At 59.3% G+C, this 21,254-nt stretch carries 20 protein-coding genes; 12 read left to right on the top strand and 8 right to left on the bottom strand.

Translation table 11 applies throughout. From position 1 onward, the window contains the following. Positions 1-7: 7 nt before the first annotated feature. The 7 genes from tsf to NZ705_00345 all read left to right on the top strand — a co-directional run bounded on the left by tsf (position 8) and on the right by NZ705_00345 (position 6,389). Entirely contained in the window at positions 8-742 is a 735-nt protein-coding gene (tsf, locus tag NZ705_00375; protein ID MCS7291417.1) for a translation elongation factor Ts, read from the top strand. A 1-nt stretch (position 743) separates the two neighbouring features. Continuing rightward, on the top strand, positions 744-1,343 hold the full coding sequence (gene cobO / locus NZ705_00370; protein MCS7291416.1) for a cob(I)yrinic acid a,c-diamide adenosyltransferase: 600 nt from the start codon (positions 744-746) through the stop codon (positions 1,341-1,343). A 65-nt stretch (positions 1,344-1,408) separates the two neighbouring features. After that, positions 1,409-2,731 carry a YvcK family protein gene (locus tag NZ705_00365; protein ID MCS7291415.1) on the top strand — a complete coding sequence of 441 codons (1,323 nt, stop codon included), beginning with the start codon at positions 1,409-1,411 and terminating at the stop codon, positions 2,729-2,731. Next, positions 2,722-3,201 carry a tRNA (adenosine(37)-N6)-threonylcarbamoyltransferase complex ATPase subunit type 1 TsaE gene (gene tsaE / locus NZ705_00360; protein MCS7291414.1) on the top strand — a complete coding sequence of 160 codons (480 nt, stop codon included), beginning with the start codon at positions 2,722-2,724 and terminating at the stop codon, positions 3,199-3,201. The genes NZ705_00365 and tsaE overlap by 10 nt, the downstream gene beginning before the upstream one ends. A 33-nt stretch (positions 3,202-3,234) precedes the next feature. Continuing rightward, positions 3,235-4,578 carry a cytochrome c biogenesis protein gene (locus NZ705_00355; protein ID MCS7291413.1) on the top strand — a complete coding sequence of 448 codons (1,344 nt, stop codon included), beginning with the start codon at positions 3,235-3,237 and terminating at the stop codon, positions 4,576-4,578. Beyond that, positions 4,575-5,069 carry a phosphohistidine phosphatase SixA gene (sixA, locus tag NZ705_00350; GenBank protein ID MCS7291412.1) on the top strand — a complete coding sequence of 165 codons (495 nt, stop codon included), beginning with the start codon at positions 4,575-4,577 and terminating at the stop codon, positions 5,067-5,069. Before NZ705_00355 ends, sixA begins: the two co-directional genes overlap by 4 nt. Further along, complete coding sequence (locus NZ705_00345) at positions 5,070-6,389, top strand: cobyrinate a,c-diamide synthase (protein ID MCS7291411.1); 1,320 nt, start codon at positions 5,070-5,072, stop codon at positions 6,387-6,389. On the opposite strand, the gene NZ705_00340 is transcribed toward NZ705_00345, so the two are convergent. After that, positions 6,333-7,595 (bottom strand): competence/damage-inducible protein A, encoded by a 1,263-nt coding sequence (locus tag NZ705_00340; GenBank protein ID MCS7291410.1) that lies wholly within the window; start codon positions 7,593-7,595, stop codon positions 6,333-6,335. The genes NZ705_00345 and NZ705_00340 overlap by 57 nt on opposite strands. 496 nt (positions 7,596-8,091) lie before the next feature. On the opposite strand from NZ705_00340, the gene NZ705_00335 reads away from it, so the two are divergent. Next, positions 8,092-8,262, top strand: a complete 171-nt coding sequence (locus NZ705_00335) for a hypothetical protein (GenBank protein ID MCS7291409.1) — start codon at positions 8,092-8,094, stop codon at positions 8,260-8,262. A gap of 262 nt (positions 8,263-8,524) precedes the next feature. On the opposite strand, the gene NZ705_00330 is transcribed toward NZ705_00335, so the two are convergent. Further along, entirely contained in the window at positions 8,525-8,986 is a 462-nt protein-coding gene (locus NZ705_00330; protein ID MCS7291408.1) for an Hsp20/alpha crystallin family protein, read from the bottom strand. A gap of 138 nt (positions 8,987-9,124) precedes the next feature. On the opposite strand from NZ705_00330, the gene NZ705_00325 reads away from it, so the two are divergent. Continuing rightward, a complete protein-coding gene (locus NZ705_00325) occupies positions 9,125-10,033 on the top strand; it encodes an AEC family transporter (protein MCS7291407.1) in 909 nt (302 codons plus the stop codon). On the opposite strand, the gene NZ705_00320 is transcribed toward NZ705_00325, so the two are convergent. The 3 genes from NZ705_00320 to NZ705_00310 all read right to left on the bottom strand — a co-directional run bounded on the left by NZ705_00320 (position 10,001) and on the right by NZ705_00310 (position 15,811). Beyond that, a complete protein-coding gene (locus tag NZ705_00320; protein ID MCS7291406.1) occupies positions 10,001-12,292 on the bottom strand; it encodes a glycosyltransferase in 2,292 nt (763 codons plus the stop codon). The two genes, NZ705_00325 and NZ705_00320, sit on opposite strands and share 33 nt — an antisense overlap. 3 nt (positions 12,293-12,295) lie before the next feature. Then, positions 12,296-14,230, bottom strand: coding sequence for a cellulose biosynthesis cyclic di-GMP-binding regulatory protein BcsB (locus tag NZ705_00315; protein MCS7291405.1), 1,935 nt, complete (start codon positions 14,228-14,230; stop codon positions 12,296-12,298). A 159-nt stretch (positions 14,231-14,389) separates the two neighbouring features. Next, a complete protein-coding gene (locus NZ705_00310; GenBank protein ID MCS7291404.1) occupies positions 14,390-15,811 on the bottom strand; it encodes a phospholipase D-like domain-containing protein in 1,422 nt (473 codons plus the stop codon). 95 nt (positions 15,812-15,906) lie between these two features. Here NZ705_00310 and NZ705_00305 point away from each other — a divergent pair, with 95 nt between their 5' ends. Together NZ705_00305 and NZ705_00300 are read left to right on the top strand one after the other, a co-directional pair. Next, on the top strand, positions 15,907-16,497 hold the full coding sequence (locus NZ705_00305; protein ID MCS7291403.1) for a sigma-70 family RNA polymerase sigma factor: 591 nt from the start codon (positions 15,907-15,909) through the stop codon (positions 16,495-16,497). A 39-nt stretch (positions 16,498-16,536) separates the two neighbouring features. Further along, complete coding sequence (locus tag NZ705_00300) at positions 16,537-16,974, top strand: zf-HC2 domain-containing protein (GenBank protein MCS7291402.1); 438 nt, start codon at positions 16,537-16,539, stop codon at positions 16,972-16,974. On the opposite strand, the gene NZ705_00295 is transcribed toward NZ705_00300, so the two are convergent. The 3 genes from NZ705_00295 to NZ705_00285 all read right to left on the bottom strand — a co-directional run bounded on the left by NZ705_00295 (position 16,967) and on the right by NZ705_00285 (position 20,405). Continuing rightward, the gene (locus tag NZ705_00295) at positions 16,967-18,256 is read right to left on the bottom strand and encodes a glucose-1-phosphate adenylyltransferase (GenBank protein ID MCS7291401.1); all 1,290 of its coding nucleotides are present in this window, start codon (positions 18,254-18,256) and stop codon (positions 16,967-16,969) included. The two genes, NZ705_00300 and NZ705_00295, sit on opposite strands and share 8 nt — an antisense overlap. An 86-nt stretch (positions 18,257-18,342) precedes the next feature. Then, positions 18,343-19,200 (bottom strand): ABC transporter permease, encoded by an 858-nt coding sequence (locus NZ705_00290; GenBank protein ID MCS7291400.1) that lies wholly within the window; start codon positions 19,198-19,200, stop codon positions 18,343-18,345. 38 nt (positions 19,201-19,238) lie between these two features. Next, positions 19,239-20,405 carry a response regulator gene (locus NZ705_00285; GenBank protein ID MCS7291399.1) on the bottom strand — a complete coding sequence of 389 codons (1,167 nt, stop codon included), beginning with the start codon at positions 20,403-20,405 and terminating at the stop codon, positions 19,239-19,241. Between the two features lie 402 nt (positions 20,406-20,807). Here NZ705_00285 and NZ705_00280 point away from each other — a divergent pair, with 402 nt between their 5' ends. Then, the gene (locus tag NZ705_00280) at positions 20,808-21,245 is read left to right on the top strand and encodes a SufE family protein (protein MCS7291398.1); all 438 of its coding nucleotides are present in this window, start codon (positions 20,808-20,810) and stop codon (positions 21,243-21,245) included. Positions 21,246-21,254 lie beyond the last annotated feature (9 nt).

The raw sequence follows: 21,254 nt of genomic DNA, 5'->3' as shown, positions 1-21,254 counted from the left end.
AGTCGTTATGGCCGAAGTTTCCGCCCAGTTGGTCAAGGCCCTGCGGGAGAAAACGGGCGCGGGGGTGCTGGATTGCAAAAAAGCCCTGGAACACAGCAACGGGGACATCGAAAAAGCGGTGGAATACCTGCGGCAAAAAGGTCTCGCTTCGGCGGAAAAAAAGGCCGGTCGCAGCACCACCGAAGGATTGATTTACAGCTACATCCACACCGGCGGCAAGCTAGGGGTGTTGTTGGAACTGAACTGTGAAACGGATTTTGTGGCGCGGGGGGAGGTCTTCCAAAATCTGGCCCATAATTTGGCCCTGCAAATCGCCGCGACGGAAAACGTGGAATACGTGGACATGAGCGAGGTGCCGCCGGAAGTCATTGAGCGGGAACGGGCGATTGAAATGGGTCGGGAGGACCTGGCCAACAAGCCGGAAGCCGTGCGGGAAAAGATCGTCCAAGGACGCTTAGATAAATTGTTCAAGGAGCGCTGCCTGCTCGACCAGCCCTACATCAAGGACCCCAGCATCACTGTTCGGGATTTGATCAAACAGACGATTGCGCTTGTGGGGGAAAACATCCGCGTGCGGCGGTTTACCCGCTACCGGCTCGGGGAGGAGTTGGCTAAACCAGTGGCCGCACCCGCAACCCAACCAACGCCAGAACCGGTAGCGACGGCAGCCCCGGAGCCTGCGGCTGAACCAGCGCCTCCAGCCACGGAAAAGAAAAAATCCAGTTCCCGCAAGACGAAATAGTGTGCTCACGCCCGAGCAGTACCGGCGGAAGATGCAGCAGCGGCAACGGGCACAAGCCGAGTACCTGGAGCGCTGCACCCAAAAGGGCCTGGTGATCGTGCACACGGGGGATGGCAAGGGCAAAACGACGGCGGCGCTTGGGATGGTGTTGCGCTCCTTGGGGCATGGCTATCGGGTGGCGGTGGTGCAGTTCATCAAGGGGGCCTGGTATCCGGCGGAGCGGCGGGTGCTGGAGCAGTGGACAGACCGAATTCGCTGGCATACCCTCGGCGAAGGGTTCACCTGGGAGACCCAGGACTGGGAACGGGATCGGCAGTGCGCCCAGGCGGCCTGGCAGGTGGCCTGCGAGTACTTGCGCAACCCCGATTACTACCTCACTGTCCTGGACGAGGTGAACGTGGCCTTGCGGTTGGGCTACCTGGACCTGGCGCAGGTGTTACAAGGGTTACAGCAAAAGCCGCCCCATACCCACGTGGTGCTGACGGGTCGCGGCGCTCCTGCGGCGCTTATAGACTTTGCCGACCTGGTGACGGAGATGACCTTGCGCAAGCATCCCTTTCGCTCCCAAGGCATCAAGGCACAGCCAGGGATCGAGTACTAGCGTCATGACTTTCCCGCGCGCCCGCCCATCTGCTAGAGTCAAAACCGACCTGGGTGTGGTGACGCATGGGTAAATACGCGCCTTCGCGTTTGCGGCAGTGGCTCAAGTGGCTCAGGCCAGGGGTATTCGTCAAGCGCTGGCTGCTTTTGACCTTTATCGGCACGGTGCTGGTGGTGCTGGGATTCTCCATCCTGCTGCGGCTCACGCCGGTCAACAGCTTGCTGCAACTAACCGAGAGTCTGCTGCGGGGTTTGGCGGCGGTGATCCCCAGCCATATTTCCGGGCCGCTGGCTATCCTGATGGGGTTGGGGCTGATCGTCTGGAGTCAAACCCGCTCGGTGGGCGCCCTGACCGAAGCGCTGCGGCCTGAGGGGGAACAGGACGTGGTGGATGTGCTCCTTGCCCAACGCCAGCGCAACCGGGGTCCCAAGATTGTAGCGCTCGGAGGCGGCACCGGCCTGTCGCGGCTCCTGCGGGGTCTCAAGCACTACAGCAGCAACATCACAGCGATTGTGACGGTGGCGGACGATGGCGGGTCGTCGGGACGCCTGCGACGGGAGGTGGGGGTGTTGCCGCCAGGGGACATCCGTAACTGTTTGGCGGCGCTGGCTAGCGAAGAACAACTGTTGACCGCTCTGTTCCAGTACCGGTTTGAGGCGGGGGAGGGCCTGTGCGGCCACAGCTTTGGCAATTTGTACTTGACCGCCCTGACCCACATCACCGGCAGTCTGGAGCAGGCGATTGCCGCCAGTTCCCGCGTACTGGCGGTGCGAGGGCAAGTCTTGCCGGCGACGATGGCGGATGTGCATCTGTGGGCGGAATTGGCCGATGGTCGGCGCATCGAGGGGGAGTCCCAAATCCCCAAGGCCAGGGGGCGCATTGTCCGCATTGGCTGCACGCCCGCCAATCCTCCCGCCTTGCCTAGAGCGATTGAAGCCATTGAGGAGGCGGATTTGATCCTGGTGGGGCCGGGCAGTCTCTACACCAGCGTGATCCCCAACCTGTTAGTGCCAGAGATTACCGACGCGATTGCCCGCGCGACGGTCCCCCGTATTTACATTTGCAACGCCATGACCGAACCAGGGGAAACCCAGGGCTACCGGGTGTCGGACCACCTGCGGGCAATTGAGCAGGTCACCGGCGGACGCATTTTTGATGTGGTGCTGGTGCAAAAGAAACCGCCGTCGCCGGGGGCCCTAGCGCGCTATGCCCAGGTCGGCGCGGAATTTGTGGAATTGGACCGGGAACAGGTGCTGCGCATGGGCTATCGGTTGCTGCTAGCGGATGTGACCCAGGAAGACCCCCAAACAGGCCAGGTTCAACACCACCCCCAGCGACTGGCCCGTGTCCTGATGCGGTGGTATCAGCGGGTACAGGCATGGTGGTAATGCTGCCGGATGCGCCAACGACGGTGCGGTTAGGGATGGTGCTTGCGGAACTGTTGCCTGCCGGGGCTGTGCTTTTGTTGCAAGGAGACCTCGGCAGCGGCAAAACCACCTTGGTGCAGGGCCTGGCCCGGGGGCTAGGCATCGCGGAACCCGTGACGAGTCCCACCTTTGCCCTGGTGCAGGAGTACCCCGAGGGGCGGATTCCCCTGTATCACCTGGACCTGTACCGGCTCAGTCCCGCCGAGGTGCAGCAGTTGCAACCGGAGTACTACTGGCTGGAGGCGCCGCCGGGGATTGTCGCCGTCGAATGGCCGGAGCGTTTACCGGCGTGGCCCCCCTGCTATCTCCACCTGCACTGGCAAAACGGTGACCTCACCGGACGCCGGGTGGTCTTCACCGCCCAGGGAAGCGCCCCTCACCAGTGGCTTGCCCAGTTACAGGCGCGGCAGGCGGCTGGGCAATTGCTTTAGCATGGGGATCGCAGGCAAGGGCAAACGCAATCCATGACGAGTTTGGCCAGGTGGTGGCAAACGCCGTGGCGAGCGCTGCGTGACTGGTGGCGTGCTCTGGTGCAGGTTATGGCCGATTTGCGCCTGGCGATTGGATTGCTGTTGGGGATTGCCATCGCCAGCGTGGCCGGGACGGTCATCGAGCAGGGGGAGTCCCTGGCCTTTTACCAGACCCACTACCCTGAACATCCGGCGCTGTTGGGGTTTTTGAGTTGGCGCGTGATTCTCGCCTTGGGTCTGGACCACGTCTACCAAACTTGGTGGTACTTGAGCCTGTTGTTGCTCTTTGGAGCCAGCTTACTGACCTGCACCGCCCTGCGCCAGTGGCCAGCGCTGCGGGCAGCTCGCACCTGGTACTACTGTCAACGACCGGAGCAAATTGCCCGCCTGAGTTTGAGCCAAACCTGTCCCGCCGTGCCGGTCGAAACATGCGCCCATCTGCTGCGGCGCAGGGGCTACTGGGTGGTCAGCGACGGGGAAAAACTCTACGCTCGCAAGGGGTTGGTCGGCAAGTTCGGCCCTATCCTGGTTCACGCTAGTCTGGTGGTGGTGCTCCTGGGGGGCTTGGTGAGTTCCCTGACCGGCTTTTTGGTCCAGGAAATGGTGCCCAGCGGCCAGGATTTTCAGCTGCGCCATGTGGTCAACGCGGGAGCCTTGGTGCGCCATTTACCGAATGTCCAGGGGCGGGTACATCGCTTTTGGATAACCTACACCGCCAGCGGCGACATTGACCAGTTCTACACTGATTTGGGGCTGTTGAACGACCAGGGACAAGAGGTGGTCCGTCAGACGATTTCGGTCAACCATCCCCTGCGCTGGCGCGGCTTGAGCGTTTACCAGACCAGTTGGGGGATTGACAGTGTCCGCCTGCGGTTGAACCAGAGCCCCGTGCTGCAAATTCCCGTCAGCCCCTTTACCGCCGCCAACGGTCGCCAACTCTGGGGCACCTGGTTGCCCTTAAAACCGGATTTGAGCGTGGGTGTATCTCTGGTCATTCCCGATTTGCAGGGGTTGTTTTTGCTCTACGATTCCCAGGGGCAACTGCTCACCACCGGTCGCGTGGGAACGCCGGTGCAGGTAGGAGACCTGACCTTGCAACTGACGGAAATTGTAGGCAGTACGGGGTTGCAGATCAAATCCGACCCCGGCCTTCCCCTGTTGTACCTGGGCTTTGCCGGTTTGATGGCCGGCGTGCTGATGAGCTATGTGTCCTACAGCCAGATCTGGGGATTGTGGGTAGGGCAACAGTTGTACATCGGGGGCAAGACCAATCGCGCCCAGGTGACCTTTGCCCAGGAATTTCATGCCCTCGTGCAGGCCTTAGAATCAGAAGTATGAAGCTCTACCTGATTCGTCACGGGATTGCCCAGGAACCGGAGCCGGACCAGCCCGACAGCCAGCGGGTCTTGACCAAGGAAGGCTACAAGAGAACGCGCGCGGTAGCCCAACGGCTCGTGGCGTTAGGGGTACAAGTGGAGGCGATTCTCACCAGTCCCTACCTGCGGGCGAGTCAAACGGCGATGATTTGCCATGAGGCGGGTCTGGGGCCAATGCCGGTGGTCCACGAGGCGTTGCAGCCGGGGGGAGATTGGCAGCAATGGCTCGTTTGGTGGCAGGAATGGCGCGCCCAAGGAGGTGGTCCAGTCGCTTTGGTGGGGCATCAACCGGATTTGGGCCATTGGGCGGAACGCCTGGTGTGGGGTGAAGTGCGCGACAGGCTGGTGGTGAAAAAAGCGGGGGTGGTTCTGCTAGAGGTGCCGGAGCAAGGGTCGCCGGTGGGTGCGGCGCAATTGCTGTGGTTACTCCCGCCCAAGGTGCTTGTGGATTAGATGGGACTAATACTGGCGGGTGAGCGAAGTGGTGTTGGCAAAACCACCGTTGCCCTGGCCATTTTGGCGGCATTGACGGCTTGGGGTGAACCCGTGCAGTCGTTCAAGGTGGGGCCGGATTACCTGGACCCGCTGTGGCATCGCTGGCTCACCCGACGCCCGTGCCCCAACTTGGATACGGTGTTGACGTCGCCGGACTACCTCCAGCGTTGTTATGCCTACTACACTGCAGACGTTGCTTACGCCCTGGTGGAGGGGGTCATGGGCCTGTTTGACGGCCCTAGCAGTACAGCGGAAATTGCTAAGCTGCTGGATTTGCCAGTGGTGCTGGTGGTGGATTGCCAGCGCCTAGCCGGTTCGGTGGCGGCCTTGGTGCAGGGGTACGCAACGTGGGACCCCAAGCTCCCTATTGCGGGCGTTGTCCTTAACCGCGTCGCCAGTGACCGCCACAGTGAACTTCTGCGTCAAGCCCTGGCGCCTGTGGGGATTCCAGTGGTGGGAGAATGCCGGCGCACGGATGCCTTGCACCGTCCTGAACGCCACCTGGGACTGGTCACGCCCTTAGAGATCGCCGACTTCGCAACCTGGCGCGACGCCTTAGCTCACGTTGGTCAGCACTGTTTTGACTGGCAGGTACTGCGACCGTTATTACGGGTTTCCGGTGAGAGTCCGGCGCTTCCCCCTTGGCCGACTCTTCATTGCGCCAAATCGGTGACCCTGGCCGTTGCCTACGATGAAGCCTTCTGTTTTTACTACGACGACCTGTTTGCCCTGTTAGAGGTAGCGGGGGTGGCCTTGCATTTCTGGAGTCCGCTGCGGGATGGGCCGTTGCCGCATACCATTCACGGCCTGCTGCTAGGTGGGGGCTACCCGGAACTCCACGCCGAACCTCTGAGCCAGCGGTCAGACCTCTGGCGTGACCTGCGCCAGCGCATCGCGCACGGTCTCCCTGTCTATGCCGAGTGTGGCGGATTGATGGTGCTGGGGGAAGCGTTGATAGACCAGGCGGGTCAGGCGTGGCCCATGGCGAGAGTGCTGCCCTTGACAACCGCTATGACGGGGCGTTTAACCCTAGGCTACCGGTGCGTGCAGGCCACCCAAGATACGTGTTTTGTCCGCCAGGGGCAAACCCTCACCGGCCATGAATTTCATTACTCCCAGGTTGTCGGCGGCGAACCCCAGCCGTACTACGGCCATGCCACGCTCCATGCGTCCTATCTGCATTGCCACTGGGGAGGATGTGCGCAGCAGGTCCAGCAGTTCCTAGACTGCGTTCAGCAGTACACGCCGCAGGTGGTCGAGGGCTTGACAGGCGCTTAAATGGCGAATCCAATCCCGCCCCCGCTCGGGACTGAAGCGATGCTCCCAGTGGTGGACTGACCCGGCGGGTCCCGCCAGCCCGATATACACCAGTCCCACGGGTTTGGTTGCAGTGGCACCTCCTGGCCCGGCAATCCCGGTGATGCTCACGCCCCAGGTCGTTCCCAAGTGTTCCCGTACCCCGGTGGCCATCGCGACGGCGGTCTCGGCGCTCACCGCCCCCTGGGTCGCCAGTACCGTCGCCGGCACATGGAGCACTTGTTCCTTCACTGCGTTGGCGTAGGCAACGATACCCCCTTGAAAATAGGCTGAACTCCCCGGCACATCGGTAATCAGGGCGCCCAACAGCCCACCGGTGCAGGATTCCGCAACCGCCAGCGTTTCCCGCCGTTGCTGCAAGAGCCGTCCCACCACCTGCGCCAGGGTGTCCTCATCCGCGCCGTAGCAATCAGCTCCCACCCGCTCCCGCAGTTGGGCTTCCACGGGCGCAATCAGGGCCAGCGCGGTTTCCCGGTCCTTGGCTCTAGCTGTAATTCGCAGGCGGGTTTCCCCTCGACCGGCATAGGGGGCGACCGTGGGATTGGTCAAATCAAAAAAATCTCGCACCTTTTCCGCGAGTGCCGCTTCGGGAATCCCCCAGAACCGCAGATTGCGACTCAAAAACACCTCCGTCACCCAGCCGTGAGCCTGCAGGTAGGGGACCGCCGTCTCCCGCCACATGGCCTGCAACTCGCTGGGCACCCCCGGAAAGGTCATGATCGTCACGTCGGGGCGAGGTGACCAGATCATGCCCGGCGCCGTCCCCCGTGGATTGGGTAAAACCTGCGCGCCTTGAGGTAAAAACGCCTGTTTGCGGTTATTCTCCGGCGTTGGCAGGCCCCGGCGGGCGTATTTGGCTTGAATCTCCGCAAAAATTTCGGGATGTTCCACTAGGGGCACGTCAAAAAAATGGGCAATCGCCTCCGTCGTCAGGTCGTCGGGGGTTGGTCCCAGGCCGCCCGTGCAGAGAATCAACTGGGAACGGCGAGTAGCGACATCCAACACCTGGTGAATCCGCTCGAGGTTATCCCCGACCACCGTTTGGAAGTAGTGGGGAATCCCCAGCGCCGCCAACTCCTGGGCCAGAAATTGGGCGTTGGTGTTGGTGATTTCCCCTAGGAGTAATTCCGTCCCGATGGCAATAACTTCCGCGCTTTTGGTGCCCATCGCAGGCTCCACCACCCCTGGTCAGATTATCCCACAGCTGACTGTCCTGCTTTCATAGCTGGAAACATTTGGCGGGCTGGCGTCACGTCTGATGCCCTGAGGCTCTCAGCCATTACCCATAAGAGTTCTGGAAGAAATCCAACCTAGCGACCTAGTTGGCCAACGCCGGCCAGGTTTAGCGACTGCTGAACCATTTATGCACTTTTGTAGCCAGAGATGAATATCTGTCAACGAAGTCAAGGGATTGGCCAAACCACAGGGGGTTTGGTTATGGTTGAGCTGCTTCAGTTTGTCAGGTCGATGGCAGGAGAACCTAAAGCAGAGCCATGCCCTACGGCCCCAAGACATGACAAGCAGAAATGGCTTAGCTATAGAAGCGTCCTGCGCCTGGGTAGAAAGTCCGCTTGTTCTTTGGCGCGCTGTCCACGGCACCTTTTCCCTACCTGCAAGGAATCGGGAGAAGCATGGGTGGGCGTTTTGACAGGCTTTCGCTCAGGTGCTAGCGGCGGTCGTACCGCAGTCACTGGGTCGTGTGAGTCTCCGGCCACCTGACCATCTGCGAGCCTGGTTTGCGTGCAACAGTGGCTTGCCGGTGGGATGCCGTTGGCGGCGGGAGAAGTTGTTGGGAGTGCCGTTTGCCCAGCAGCCTGTGGACAAATGTCCATAGCTTTAGGAACGGTTGCTCGTCAACCTGGGCAGCCCTGTTAGGGTTGTCCCCTAAAAGCGTGGACCGGTGCGAAGCAAAGTAGCGAGAGCAGAAAGCTGAAGCGCCGGTTCTTATGCCGGATGAACCTATCACTATTGATGGCGGAGCGTGACTCTGCTGTTGACGAATGCCCATCGCCCGCTTGCTGGCTTGGCCATGCCGGGACAAAAAAATTCCCCCGCTCCGGGGGCAACCGAAACCAGCAGGGAGAGATGTTGGGCTACTAGCTTTGGGCTTCGGTCAGTTGAGGTTTGAACACTTGAGTCCGGACTTCCGGCGCCTTGGGCAACGTCAGCGTCAGGATGCCATCGCGGTATTCAGCTTTGGTTTGGTCGTGGGCTACCGGCACGGGCAAGGGAATCACCCGTTGGAACCGCCCATACCGCAATTCAGTGCGAACTGCGCCCTGGCTTTCTTCGCGTTTTTCAAAGCGGTGTTCACCGGCAATTTGCACTGCTTCCCGCGTGACACTCACATCCAGGTCTTCCTTTTTAACCCCTGGGATTTCCGCCTTCAGGATCAAGGCATCAGGCGTGTCCTGCAATTCCACTGCTGGAATCCAGTCCACTCCCCGGCTGGCTTGAGTATCCCGGTCAAAGCGCAGCATTTCATCAAACAGCCGGTCCATCTGCCGTCGCATGACTTCCAATTCCCGGAACGGGTCCACCCACCGTACTAAGGCCATAACCCTCACCTCCTGTTGACGTTGGTTTTGCAGGGTCTTCGGCTTTCACCTTCGACCTGCTAATCTTATTCTGGAGCAGCCCAGTTGTAGGACGCAGCCGCAGAAACCGTAATTAGTGCGGGCAATAACCGAACGTTGATGGAATCTGTCATACACGTTTACACGCCGTTTGTGGTCTGGACAGGGCTGGGGTTGTTAACGCAACGGTGGCTGCCGGAGTTGTTTCCCCACTTATTGGGGCGAGCGTTGTACTGGGTGGGGGTGCCTTTGCAGATTTTCGCGCTGGTGCGGCATACGGATTTCGACGGATTGGTGTGGGTGGTGCCGCTGCTGGCGCTGGCGGTGCTGGGACTGAATTTGACCTTGATGTGGCTGGGATTGGGCTGGTGGCCCGAAAAACTGACGGTCGCCCAGCAGGGGAGTCTGGTCCTGGCGGGAACGCTGGTGAATACGGGGTTTGTCGGGCTAGGGATTGCGCCGGGGCTAGTGGATGCGCAGGCCTGGGACTGGGTCGTGAGTTACAGCCTGACCAATAACCTGCTGGGGACCTACGGCATCGGGATTTTGGTGGCTAGCTATTTTGGCGCCCAGCAGACCGCAACCGGCTACGACTGGAAAAAGGTGCTGCTCACGCCGACCCTATGGGCCTTTGCCTTGAGTTATTTCTGTCGCCCTTTGCCCTTTCCGACCTGGCTGGAAACGGCCTTGGACCAATCCGTGCCCCTGGTGATTGACGCGGCGTTTGTCTTAACAGGCTGGCGGTTGTGTCAGGTAGGGTGGAACGGCTGTTGGCGGCTGGCCGCTTGGCCGACTTTGATGCGCATTGCGGTCATGCCGTTGCTGGTGGGACTTGGGTTAACAGTTTTGCAGGTCCAAGACGGTGAGCGCTTGGCGGTGGTGCTGATGGCTGGGATGCCGACCGCCATGGCCACCCTGATCTTTGCCGAAGAATACGAATTAGACCGGGATATTCTAGCGGCGACCATTGCCCTGACCACTGTGGGCATTTTGCTGCTAGTGCCCCTGTGGTTGTGGTGGTTTGGCTAGGGACGTGTGGGGGGTCATTTTACTCAGGCCGTGAACCGTTTTTTCCCAATAAAAGGGTTTGGTGAACAACTGCCACAGAGCCATGTAGGCCGCCGTCGAATGCAACAACCAATACACCGGATTGAGCAGGGCATAGGGGGTTAAACCGTAGTACCGCCGGCGAAAGACCGCAATCATATTGAGATAAATCCCGATGCTGTTGCCCAGGATCAAATTAAACAGGGAAATGTACAAGACCCAGCCCGGGAACAACTGCTCCAGCCAGGGAGTACGCCAAATCATCGCATAAATAAACAGAAGCCAAAGGATGGGATTGCTCAGGAAACAAACCACCGTGCCGCCCACAAAAAATTGGTAGGCTAGCCAGTTCGCCAAACCCAACGTGCGCAGGGAGCGCCAGGGGTCGCGGTTATGCACCAGCCAAGTCTGCATATACCCCTTGATCCAGCGAGAGCGCTGGCGAATCCAGTTTTTTAGGCGACAGTTGGCTTCCTCATAGGTCGTCGAATCAATCACGCCGACGCGGTAGCCCCGTTGGCTGGCGCGAATGCCTAAGTCGGCATCCTCCGTCACGTTAAACGGGTCCCAGCCTCCCAGCTCCAACAACCGGTCCGTGCGGAAGTGGTTGCTAGTTCCTCCCAGCGGAATCGGCAAACCCAGGCGGTCCAACCCCGGCAGTAGATAGTCAAACCAGTAGGAGTACTCTAGCGTGAACATGCGGGTCAGGAAGTTTTCGTCCCGGTTGAAGTAATTGAGCGCCGCCTGCACGCACACCAAGTTAGGCGGCCCCTTGCGAAAGGCGATGATGGCTTTTTTAAGTTGGTCGGGGTCGGGCAAATCTTCGGCGTCGTAAATGGTTAAATACTGTCCCTGAGCAAAGGCCAAGCCGTAATTGCACGCCTTGGGCTTGGTTTTGGGTTTGCTGTCGGGAATGTAAATGAAGCGAATGTAGTGGGGGGGATTGGCGGCTTTGGCCGCTTCAATGGTCACCCGGTCGTTTTCTTCCAGAAGTAGCAGCACATCCAGTTTTTCTTTGGGGTAATCCAACTGCCCTAGCCCTTTGATCAACATGGACACAATGGCTGGCTCGTTATAAACGGGCACCAGGATGGTATAAACCGGCAATTCCTCATCTTTTAACTGGGCAATTTCTTCTTTAGAGATATACTGCTTGCGGTCTACCGCTCCCACCAAACTCAACAGCAGTTTGAAGCCAATAGCGGCAATGTAAAACACGTTGATCCCAGATAGCGCAATCGCCAGGGTGAGGGACGTGTCGTTGAGCAGGCCCCAGAGAAAGACCGCTCCGAGCGCATACAGGCTGAAAATTTGGGCTGCTGTAAAAACTTGGGCGGCGGATTCCCGCGGCGAGCGAGCCAACAGCCGGTACACCGCTTGCCAGCTCCACAACTGGCGAAACACCGAATCCAGCAGGTAGGTCACATCGCTTTCGGTGCCCAGGACTTTGGTGATTTGCACCGCCGGAAATTGCTGGTGAATTTCGGCATCCACGTGAATATCTAGCGGGTCTTGCACCATCACCAGCAGGGTTTGGTCATCAATCCAGCCTAGGGGAATAAACAACCGCCGTACCATCACTTGAGGGTCAAACCGCCGCACCAGTTGTTCATCCATTGACCAAGCGGGCGTGCCGATGAGCTTGGAATAGCTGGGACAGCCCGTGAGTTCCGCCAGCACCTGCAGCAGGGCTTGAGGTCGTACGTAATCCAGGCGAGTCAGGATTTGGCCAACGGGAGAGCCAGTGCGCCGGTAAATTTCCAGAACATCTTGCCACTGTTGACGGTTGAGCATTCCCAATTCAATCAATTTTTTCCCCAGGTGCAAACTCACGACCAAGCGGGCAATTTCCGTCGCCGTCGCCAACAGGGGTTCCACCCGTGCGTGAGGCCAAATGTGCTCGATAATGGTCTGGGCGTGAAAGTGGCTCTGGTCGGTCACCGCCACAAGGAGCGTGCGTTCATCTCGCCAGGCACAGGGAAATAGCTCTGTTTGACTCCAGTAATAGGGTGGACGTGCGTGACTCAGCCCCAAATCCAAGCGGTGGTTCTTCAGCCAATCCCGGAGTAATGGTTCCCCTGTCAGCCTGGCCCGCACAGTGATGTAGGCGCTCTCGGTTATCCCCAATTCTTTCAAAGCGTCCCGCAATGGGCAATCCCTAAGGCGCGGCTGGAGCTGTTGCCATTGCTCCGGTGTCAGCAAACCCGCAGTGACCAGCGCGGCGGGGTCAAACGGCTGCATGACTTAGGAAGGAGGCGTCGGGGGTTTTGGAGGCTGACCTAGGCGCCGGTACAAGCGCCAAGCCGCCAGACCGCCAAAGACCAAAAACAGCGCCAGCAACACCCAGCGGTAGCGGCGCAGGACCAACCACCAATTTAGCTCAGCGGGATAGCGCACCTCCAGGGTCTCGCCTGTCAGGTCCCACATCTCCACAGTGCCTTGGGGCGTCACCGTCGCCACATTCCCCTGCAGTTGATGGCCCCAACCCGCAATTGGGTCAGCTAAAACTGCGCCGGTCCGAGCGACGACATCCGTTGCATTTCCCCACCAGGATAACCATAGGGTTGGCGCGCCCTGGTGCAAAAAGGCTTGGAGTACGCCGATACTGGCGCCCAGTTGAGCTTGCAACAGGGGTTTTTGATTGACGGGATTGAGAATGACAAAGTCCTGGCCCAGGCGAATCGGACTGTTGAAGGGCGTCTGCGGCCCTGTACCCACTAACCGCCATGCCGGTCGTCCCGGTAAATTGTTCCAGTCGGTGATCTCGCTGGCCGGCACCACCTGGGGAAGCAGCGGTCGTTTCCCCAAGCGGCTGAGCATCCCCAGCACTTGAGCCGTGCCCGCTACCACTGCAGGGTTGCCCGTATCCACCACCACCTGCCCCTGGCCCAAAAACGCCTGGGGCACATCGTCGAACGTCCCGCGCGGGGGCTGGTAACCCGTCCAGTCCAGGTAGGAGGAACCGAGCACCTGCACCGTCAGCGGGCTGGGGAAACGGCAGTACTCCTCCTGGGTTGCGCTAAATACCAGGTCCAGGTGATTGACCCGCCGGATGCGCCGCTCCGGCAGCGCCAGGGTGACGTTCAACTGGGTGTCCGTACCCACATTAAAACTGTTGACCAGCGCGCCGTTAAAGAAAATCTGGGCGCTCAGGGCCCGCCGGTCCCGCTCGCTCATTTGCCCAAACCGCGACCGCAACGCCAGCGCCAAGTCCCGTGGTCGTCCACCCAACTGGGCCAAATCAAACGTCAGGCGAAAACTCTGATTTCCCAGGCCCGTCTTAACGGTTTCCGGCCAGCCCAATTCCGCAAACAACCGCCGGTTTCGCGTCGGTGGAGCAGAGGGAGCGTCGGCGGCTACGACGCGCACATCGGGAGCGACAAAGGCCGGTTGCAGTTCCATCAGGGCACGTATCACCTCCGGTCGCGCCTTGACCCGCAGCCGGTTCCCTTGCCGATGGATATCGGGCGCTTGGGCGTCCCGGTGCAACAGCACCACCCCGTCCACCTTTGGGTCCAACTTCAGGGCGGCGACATCCCCAGCGAACCACTGCACTGGCACCCGCGTGTCCCGAAAGTGATAGCTGAGCACACTGTACAGCCAGAGCGCGGCTTGCGTGGTTGCGGCGTCCATCTGGGGAGGCACCACCAGCGCCACCCGGTTGTAGGTCGGGCGAAACCAGCCGTTAATGGGTGGGGCAGTCTCCGTCTGGGCAAGCTGGAAAAAACTGTTTTCCCCAACCGTCAAAAACAAATTGCCCGAAGCGGCGTCGTCACAAAAATTCTGGCTGATTCGCAAATATCCCTGCACTTCCACCGACAGGAACTGCTCCCCCGGTGGCGGCAACCGCAACGGAATCCGCACGCTTTTTTGGGGCAACAAATCCTTCACCAAAAACACGCGCTCTGGACGACCGTTGACCAAAACGCGCACGGTGGAATTGGGTCGCAACACCGGCGAAGGGGCCAATTCCAATTGCACAAAACTTTGCTTGGTATCCAAATTGCGACTCAAGAGGGGAAGACTCACACCGAATTCGGGATTCGGCCCCCGCAATACCACCGGACGGGTGTAACCCAAGTTGCGCAGGGGAATCCGCTGGAGGGTACGCACTGGCTGCGCGTGGGCGGGTAAAACGCCCAGCCCCACCACCCCCACCGCCCAGACCAACCGTTTCACGCCTTAACTGCTCCGTGAGACATTGATTTTTCTTTTACTAGACTGCACCCCGCTGCATGTCAAGACCGTCCTCCCTTTTCCAACCACCAGAGGTTGTCAACGAAAGAGCCAACAACGGGGCTGCGCCCTGCGACCCCCGAGATGACGAGCAGCCGTGACCTAGCGATAGGGATGGGCAAGGCCCCCGCAGGTTTGGTCGGCTTCCTTCACGGCCTTGAGCAACCAGCCTGGCGGTCCCAGTTCCACCTTTTGCATCAGGCGCTCAAACTCCCGCTGGAAGTGGGCTGCGACGGTGGCATTGCGAATCACCAGTAGCGTTTCATCGTTATTGTGATTCCCCGAGGGCGTCCAGTTGTGGGAACCAACGATGACGATGTAGTTATCAATCAGGCCGAATTTGTGGTGTAACCGGTCGCCCTTGGGCAATTTGGGCACGCCCACCTCCCGCACCGGATTAGACCAGGGAGCATTGTTGGGTTCGTACTTGCAGGTGCCTTTGCGGGGTAAGGCGATCCCCCACATATCGAGCGCCTCGCTGTAGTACTTGTAGGCGAAATCCGGCTCGATCAACGCCCGGATCCGCACGCCCTTGGCGGTCAGGGGTTCCATCGCGTCCACCAGCGGTTGTTCCGAAAACACAAACAGCGCCAGGTCAATGCTGCGCTGGGCTTGGCTTAAGGTTTCGGCAATCAGAGCGTTAGTGCTTTGGTGCCACTGGCGTCGCCGCGCCGGGGAAAACATCACCGTGACTGTGCCACTTCCGAGGTTGAGCGTCTGGGGCGCGCGCAGGGGTTTTTGAATCCCAAAGCGGCTGTCGGTGGCGCCGCCCGGTCCGTCTCCCCACATGAAATTAAATTCCTCGATAAATAGGCGGGCTACCTCGGGACTATCAATGACCAGCAGCGCATTCGGGTTGCCGCGACTTTCTGGGGAACCAAAATCCCCGTGCATATCGCTGGTGGTGAAGTTGGCCGAGGTCACCAGCACCCGCCGGTCGTCAAAAACCATGAACTTGTGGTGCATCAGGCCGCTGCCTTTGGACCCATCGGCGGTGTCGTCAATTAGGGGCACGTTGCCGTTTTGCAGGATGATGATGGCGTCGCCATTGTTGACCTCATCCGGGCTGAGCCGTCCATCGCCATTGGTGTCGATGAGTTTAAAGACCTCTTCGTAGCGGCTGCGGCTATGGGGGTTGAGTTCATCCACCTGCGCTTCAGTGAGCTGGCTCAGGGCCACGTTGTAGGTGTTTTCTAAAATCACGCGCACCCGCACCCCCGCCTGGTGCTTTCTCACCAGGGCCTTGGCGACCAGGGGCAACCGAATTTCCTGCACCGCCACGTCTATGGAACGGGTGGCGTTCTCGATCTCCTGCAGAATAATCGCCTCGAAGTTATCGCCGTAGCGGCTGGGGACCGCTTTGCGGTAGGGGTCGCGGTAAACAGCGGCTTGGGATTGATTGAAATAGGCCTGGATGGCCGGGTCCTGGGGCAAGGGACGCACCCGAGGACGCAAGCCGCAGCCAAGGGGAACCGCCGTCAGGATTAAGATGGAAATAACGCGCAGGAACTTGGGCCAGGCCATAACGTCTCAACCAGTTAGACACTGAACGATAAGGCTCACCCATGAATCCGACGTTGTCTGCCTCTTGGTCCCGCTTTGAGGTGCCGTCTGTGCCTGTGGGCAAACTGTCAACCGAGGAGTTGGTCTGTCGTTGCCAACAGGGGTTTCAACCCGACCGCGCCGCCTTCACGGAACTGGTGCGCCGCCATCAGACCCACGTGGAACGCCTTTTGTACCACTTGGCCGCCGACTGGCAAGACCGCGCCGACCTTGTCCAAGAGGTGTGGGTGCGAGCCTACCGCCATATTAAACGACTCCAGGACCCCAAGAAGTTTAGGAGTTGGTTAAGCCGGATTGCCACCAATCTCTTTTACGACGAACTGCGCCGCCGCAAGCGCCAGCAGGCTACGGTTTCCTTGGACGCCCCCCGCCAGATGGGCCATGCGGAAATGGACTGGGATGTTGCCAGCGACGGGCCAGGTCCAGGTGATGACCTGGCGACCCAGGAGTTTTACGAGCGCCTGCAACGGGCCATCGCCGAGTTGCCGGAGGTGTTTCGCACTACCATCATCCTGCGGGAGTTGGACGGTCTGGCCTACGAGGAAATTGCCGAGATCACGGGGACGTCTCTGGGAACAGTCAAATCCCGCATTGCCCGTGCACGCGCGCGTCTGCAGATGCAACTCAAGCCCTACCTCGACAGCTAGTTTTGTGCCATAGTAGTAGCGGGTGTGCCGCTTTCGCCTATGCCGATTACCCGTCCTGAGTCTCTCGACCGTTTTGAACTGGTGAGCGCCTACCTCGACGGGGAAGCCAGTCCCGAAGAGCGCGCCCTAGTGGAATACTGGTTGACCACCGACCCCGAAACCCAGCAGCTCTACCGCCAGTTGGTCCACCTGCACGAATGCTGTCAGGCATTACCCGCGCCCCCGCTGGGGATGTCCGCCGATGAGGTCGTGGCGGGGGTGATAACTCGCCTGAGCCGCCGCGCTCGTAAACGCTTGGTTTGGAGCGGGGTACTTGTGGCGGCCTCGGCGCTAGTAGGGGGTGTTCTCTCCGGCCTGCTCTGGCGGCCCCCAACCCCGGAACTAGCGCAGTATCCAGACCCCCAACGGGTTTTGCGGATCACGCTGGAGCAGCCGCCGGTGGTGATTCCGGCCCAGCTGCGGGAACGGGCTAGATAATTGTGCCGTCGGGAATCGTTGCGTTTTTGATCACCACCACGATGCCGTTGCGGATGTAGAACCCTAGGGCTTCCCGGTCCGCCTCCTGTACCCAGTCTTTGTTGATAATCTGCACGTCGCGCCCGATGCGAGCATTCTTGTCCACAATCGAGCGGCGGATCACCGTATTTTCACCGATGCCCACGGGGATATGGGAGTCTAGCGGGTCGGGAAACCGTTGCTCGTAGGGTTCGTAGTAGTCTGCTCCCATCACCAACGTGTCTTCAATCACACAACCGGATTGAATCCGGGAACGTATCCCCAGCACCGAATGGCGCACTCGGCACTCTTTTAAAATGCAGCCCTCGCTCACCAGCGATTCCACAATCTCACAGTTTAAGAGTTTGGAAGGGGGCAAATAGCGGGAGCGGGTATAAATCGGCGCCTTTTCATCGTAGAAACTAAAGGGGGGATTGGGTTGCTTGGTCAGGGCCAAATTCGCCTCATAAAACGATTCAATGGTGCCGATGTCTTCCCAATAGTCGGTGAACAAATAGACCTGAATGTTGTAGTCCTTGATGGCGGCAGGGATCACTTCTTTGCCAAAGTCGGTGCGGCTGGGGTCCTCCATCAAGAGTTTCTTGAGAATGTCTTTGTTGAAGACGTAAATCCCCATGGAGGCAATGTAGGGTTTGCGCAGGGCCTCCTCAAGCGGCAGCCCCAGCTTGGTGGTATCCACCCGCATCTCGTAGAGGGCATCCCCCTTGGGTTTTTCCCGGAACGCAACAACCCGCCCGGTCTCGTCAATTTTCATCAGTCCAAAGGCCGTCGCCCGCTTTTCCTCCACCGGGATCACCGACAGGGTAATGTCCGCGCCGGTGCGGATGTGATGCCCGATGAATTCCCGGTAGTCCATGCGGTAAAGATGGTCCCCCGACAGAATCAGATACTGGTCCACGTCCCAGGTTTCAAACAGCCACATGTACTGGCGCACCGCGTCTGCTGTCCCCTGGAACCACCCCGGATTGTCGGGCGTTTGCTGGGCTGCCAGCACCTCCACAAACCCGTCCAAAAAACCTGCAAAGACGTAGGTGCGGTTGAGGTGCCGGTTCAGGGACGCCGAGTTGTACTGGGTCAACACATAAATCTTGTGAATCTCAGAGTTGATGCAATTGCTGATGGGAATATCAATCAGCCGGTACTTGCCCGCCAGGGGAACCGCCGGTTTTGCCCGCAGTTTGGTCAAGGGATAAAGCCGTGTTCCTGCGCCCCCGCCCAGAATGATTGCCAACACCCGCTTCATATCGCTGCACCTCCCTTGCGGCTGCCAGTACCAGTCTCCCCCAAAACAGCACTCCTCAACAAGAGTATCTGTATCCGTTTTAGCATTTAGCCGGCAAAATTTAGGGGTTTATCCGGTTCTCCCAGGCGCAAATAGAGCAGAATAGGGAGCGTAATGAAGGCCATCAACACGACCGACAAAGCCGCCCCCAGCGGCCAATTGAGAGTTTTCAGAAATTGATTTTGGATGAGATTTCCCACCATCAAACTCTTGGCGCCCCCTAAAATATCCGGTGTAATAAAGGCTCCCACCGATGGGATAAAAACAAGCAGGCATCCCACTGTGATCCCGCGCCGGGTCAGGGGCAACAGGACGCGATACAGGACTTGCCAAAAATTGGCTCCCAAATCCTGAGCCGCCCACACCAGAGTGAAATCGAACTTTTCTAGGGTGCTGTACAAAGGCAACACCATAAACGGCAAATAGCCGTACACCAGCCCGATCCAGACCGCCGTCGGCGTAAACAGCAGGTCAAGGGGTTCCCGAATCAGTCCCAGTCCCACCAGCAGGGCATTAACCACCCCCCGTTGCCCCAGCAGCACCATCCAGGCGTAGGTGCGCACCAAAAAATTCGTCCAAAACGGGATGATCACCAGCAACAGTACCACCGTGCGCCAGGGCTGGGGTCGGGTCGCCATCCACAGGGCCAGGGGATACCCCAGCACAAGACACACCAGCGTGGTGCCCAGGGCCAGTCCCACCGAGCGCAGCAGGATTTCCCCGTAGGTCGGGTTCCAGAGACGGGCGTAGTTCTCCAGCGTCCCCTGCCAAACCACATTGCCGTAGCCCTGGTGGGTTAAGAAACTGTAAAGAACCAACAACCCCAAGGGGAGTACAAAGAAAATCCCCAGCCAGAACACGGGAAGCGCCAGCAGGACACGCCATACCCACCAGGACGGGTTCACGGTTCGGTTGACAGCCAGCTCTCGTCTCTAGGATAGCGTCAGGCGGTCGCTCCAGTTTTGGCGAGATAGCGCTGGACAGTGGCCCGCAACCGCTCAGGACTGGCCGGTTTTTCCAGAACTTCGTTGGCTCCCGCCAGGCGCGCCCGTGCCCGGTCAAGCAGCCCCCCGTTGGCCGTCAACAGGACAATTGGCACGTCCTTGAGTACCGGCGACTTGCGCAGCAGAGAGCAAATTTCCAAGCCGTTGACCTGGGGGAACAACCAATCCAGCAGGATGAGATGGGGCCGCGCTTGGATTAAGGTCCCTAACCCCCGCAGCGGGTCCTCCAAGGTGATGAGATGAAAGGCATCCCCCAGCGCCTGCACCACGTTTTGCAAACAGGTGGGGCTGTCATCCACACAGGCAACGATGGGCTTTTGCACGGGTTCTGGGGGCGGCGCTAAATCCTCCAGCGTTTGCAACCGGAAATACCCCTCGCGCACCAGCGATAGCAGCGATTTCCCGACTAAGGGAAGTTCAGCCCCCGTTTCCAGGGCCAAGTCCCAGAAGGTGTGTTCCCCGTCGCACAGGCGGCTCAGGGTGAGATAGGTCTGAGGACTAACGCGCTGCTCCAACCGGCGCTTTTCGTGGAATTGGGGGGCCATGTCCGGGGAGGTCGCCCGCAAGCCCACCTGTTGCCATTGCTGCCAAAGCTGTTCCACGCGCTGCCACTCTGCGGTTGCCACCAGCAGGCCCAACTCACCGGGCAACCGGGCGTCTCCATCCCAATAGCCCCGCACCTGACCAACCCCCATCTGGGCCAAGGTTACCGTCTGGGCCAGGTCAAACAGGACCTCTGTGACGCAACCCCGGATGATCTGCTGGGCCTGCTCGCGGGTGATTTGCCGGGCCGCTACCGCTTGCGCCAGGGTTTCGTACTCCCAGGGTTTTTCCGGCTTGCCCTGCTTGGGCGTGAGTACCGGAGCCAGTTTTTGGGTCCAGCGCCGCCAGCGCCGGTACCGATGGGCGCCTCCGGTGGCAAACAATAACCGCCCCCCCAAAAACCAGAGCTGCCACCGTTGCCGACCGTTGCCAAGCTGAAGTTCTCCTGACAACTGCTGGGCCTCCACCTTCCCCAGCAACAGCTTGACATCCAAAAGCGAAAACGTTTGACCGGCCATATTCCCCTCCTGAAACCGTAAACCTACGGGCACCCGTTCCTTCATATTAGGATTTCTTTGCACATCTCGCAACATTTCTTAACATAACAAAGCCAAGCAGTGGATGAACTTAGTTTAGCCGCAAATCTCGGGGATTTGAAGGGGATCCCAAAAAGGTTATAGCTAGCTATAAGCTTGATTTTGTAATTATTTTTAAGTGCTAAAATACTTACAATGTACTGCTAACTGTCTTGGTCGCCCAGGGTACATGCGACTGTCTTGCGCGATTTCACGGTGGATTTACTTACGTGCTTTTACGCAGAGACGATTGGTTATGTAAATTACCAGGGGATAATGAGACAAAATTAAACTTTGTGAAATACTAGGGCCATTAACCTTGGCGCTGGTGGGGAGTTTCTGCGACCCGGGGAGTGGCCCGGTAGAATGGGGGATGGAGGTCAAGTTGCCATGCCAGAATCGGTAACCAGTTTGCCGCCGTCGTTGGGAACGATTGTGGAGCGGCTCCAGCGGGCGAATCCGGCCAGGGTGAAGTACGAGTTGCTGATTCGCTACGGCCAGAAGTTGCCCCCTTTCCCCGAGGCGGAAAGAGTTCCTCAGAACCAGGTCAAGGGCTGTGTGTCCCAGGCATGGCTGGTGGCAGAGCTGGACGACCAAGGACGGGTGCAGATTCGCGCCGATGCGGACTCCCAGTTGGTCAAAGGTTTGCTGGCGATTCTGGTGCTGGGCTTGAGCGGACTGATGCCGGCGGAGATTTTGGCGGTACCGCCGGATTTCATCAAATTGACGGGGCTGGATGTGAGTCTCACGCCGTCACGCAACAATGGGTTTATGAGCGCTGTCCAGTTCCTGAAACGCCAAGTTGCGGCCTACGCGGTCACGTCCTAGCAACGGCGG

Source organism: Gloeomargarita sp. SKYB120 (assembly GCA_025062155.1).
Classification (GTDB): domain Bacteria; phylum Cyanobacteriota; class Cyanobacteriia; order Gloeomargaritales; family Gloeomargaritaceae; genus Gloeomargarita.
The sequence above is the reverse complement of the archived record's forward strand: the minus strand, read 5'-3'. Positions and strand labels throughout refer to the sequence as shown.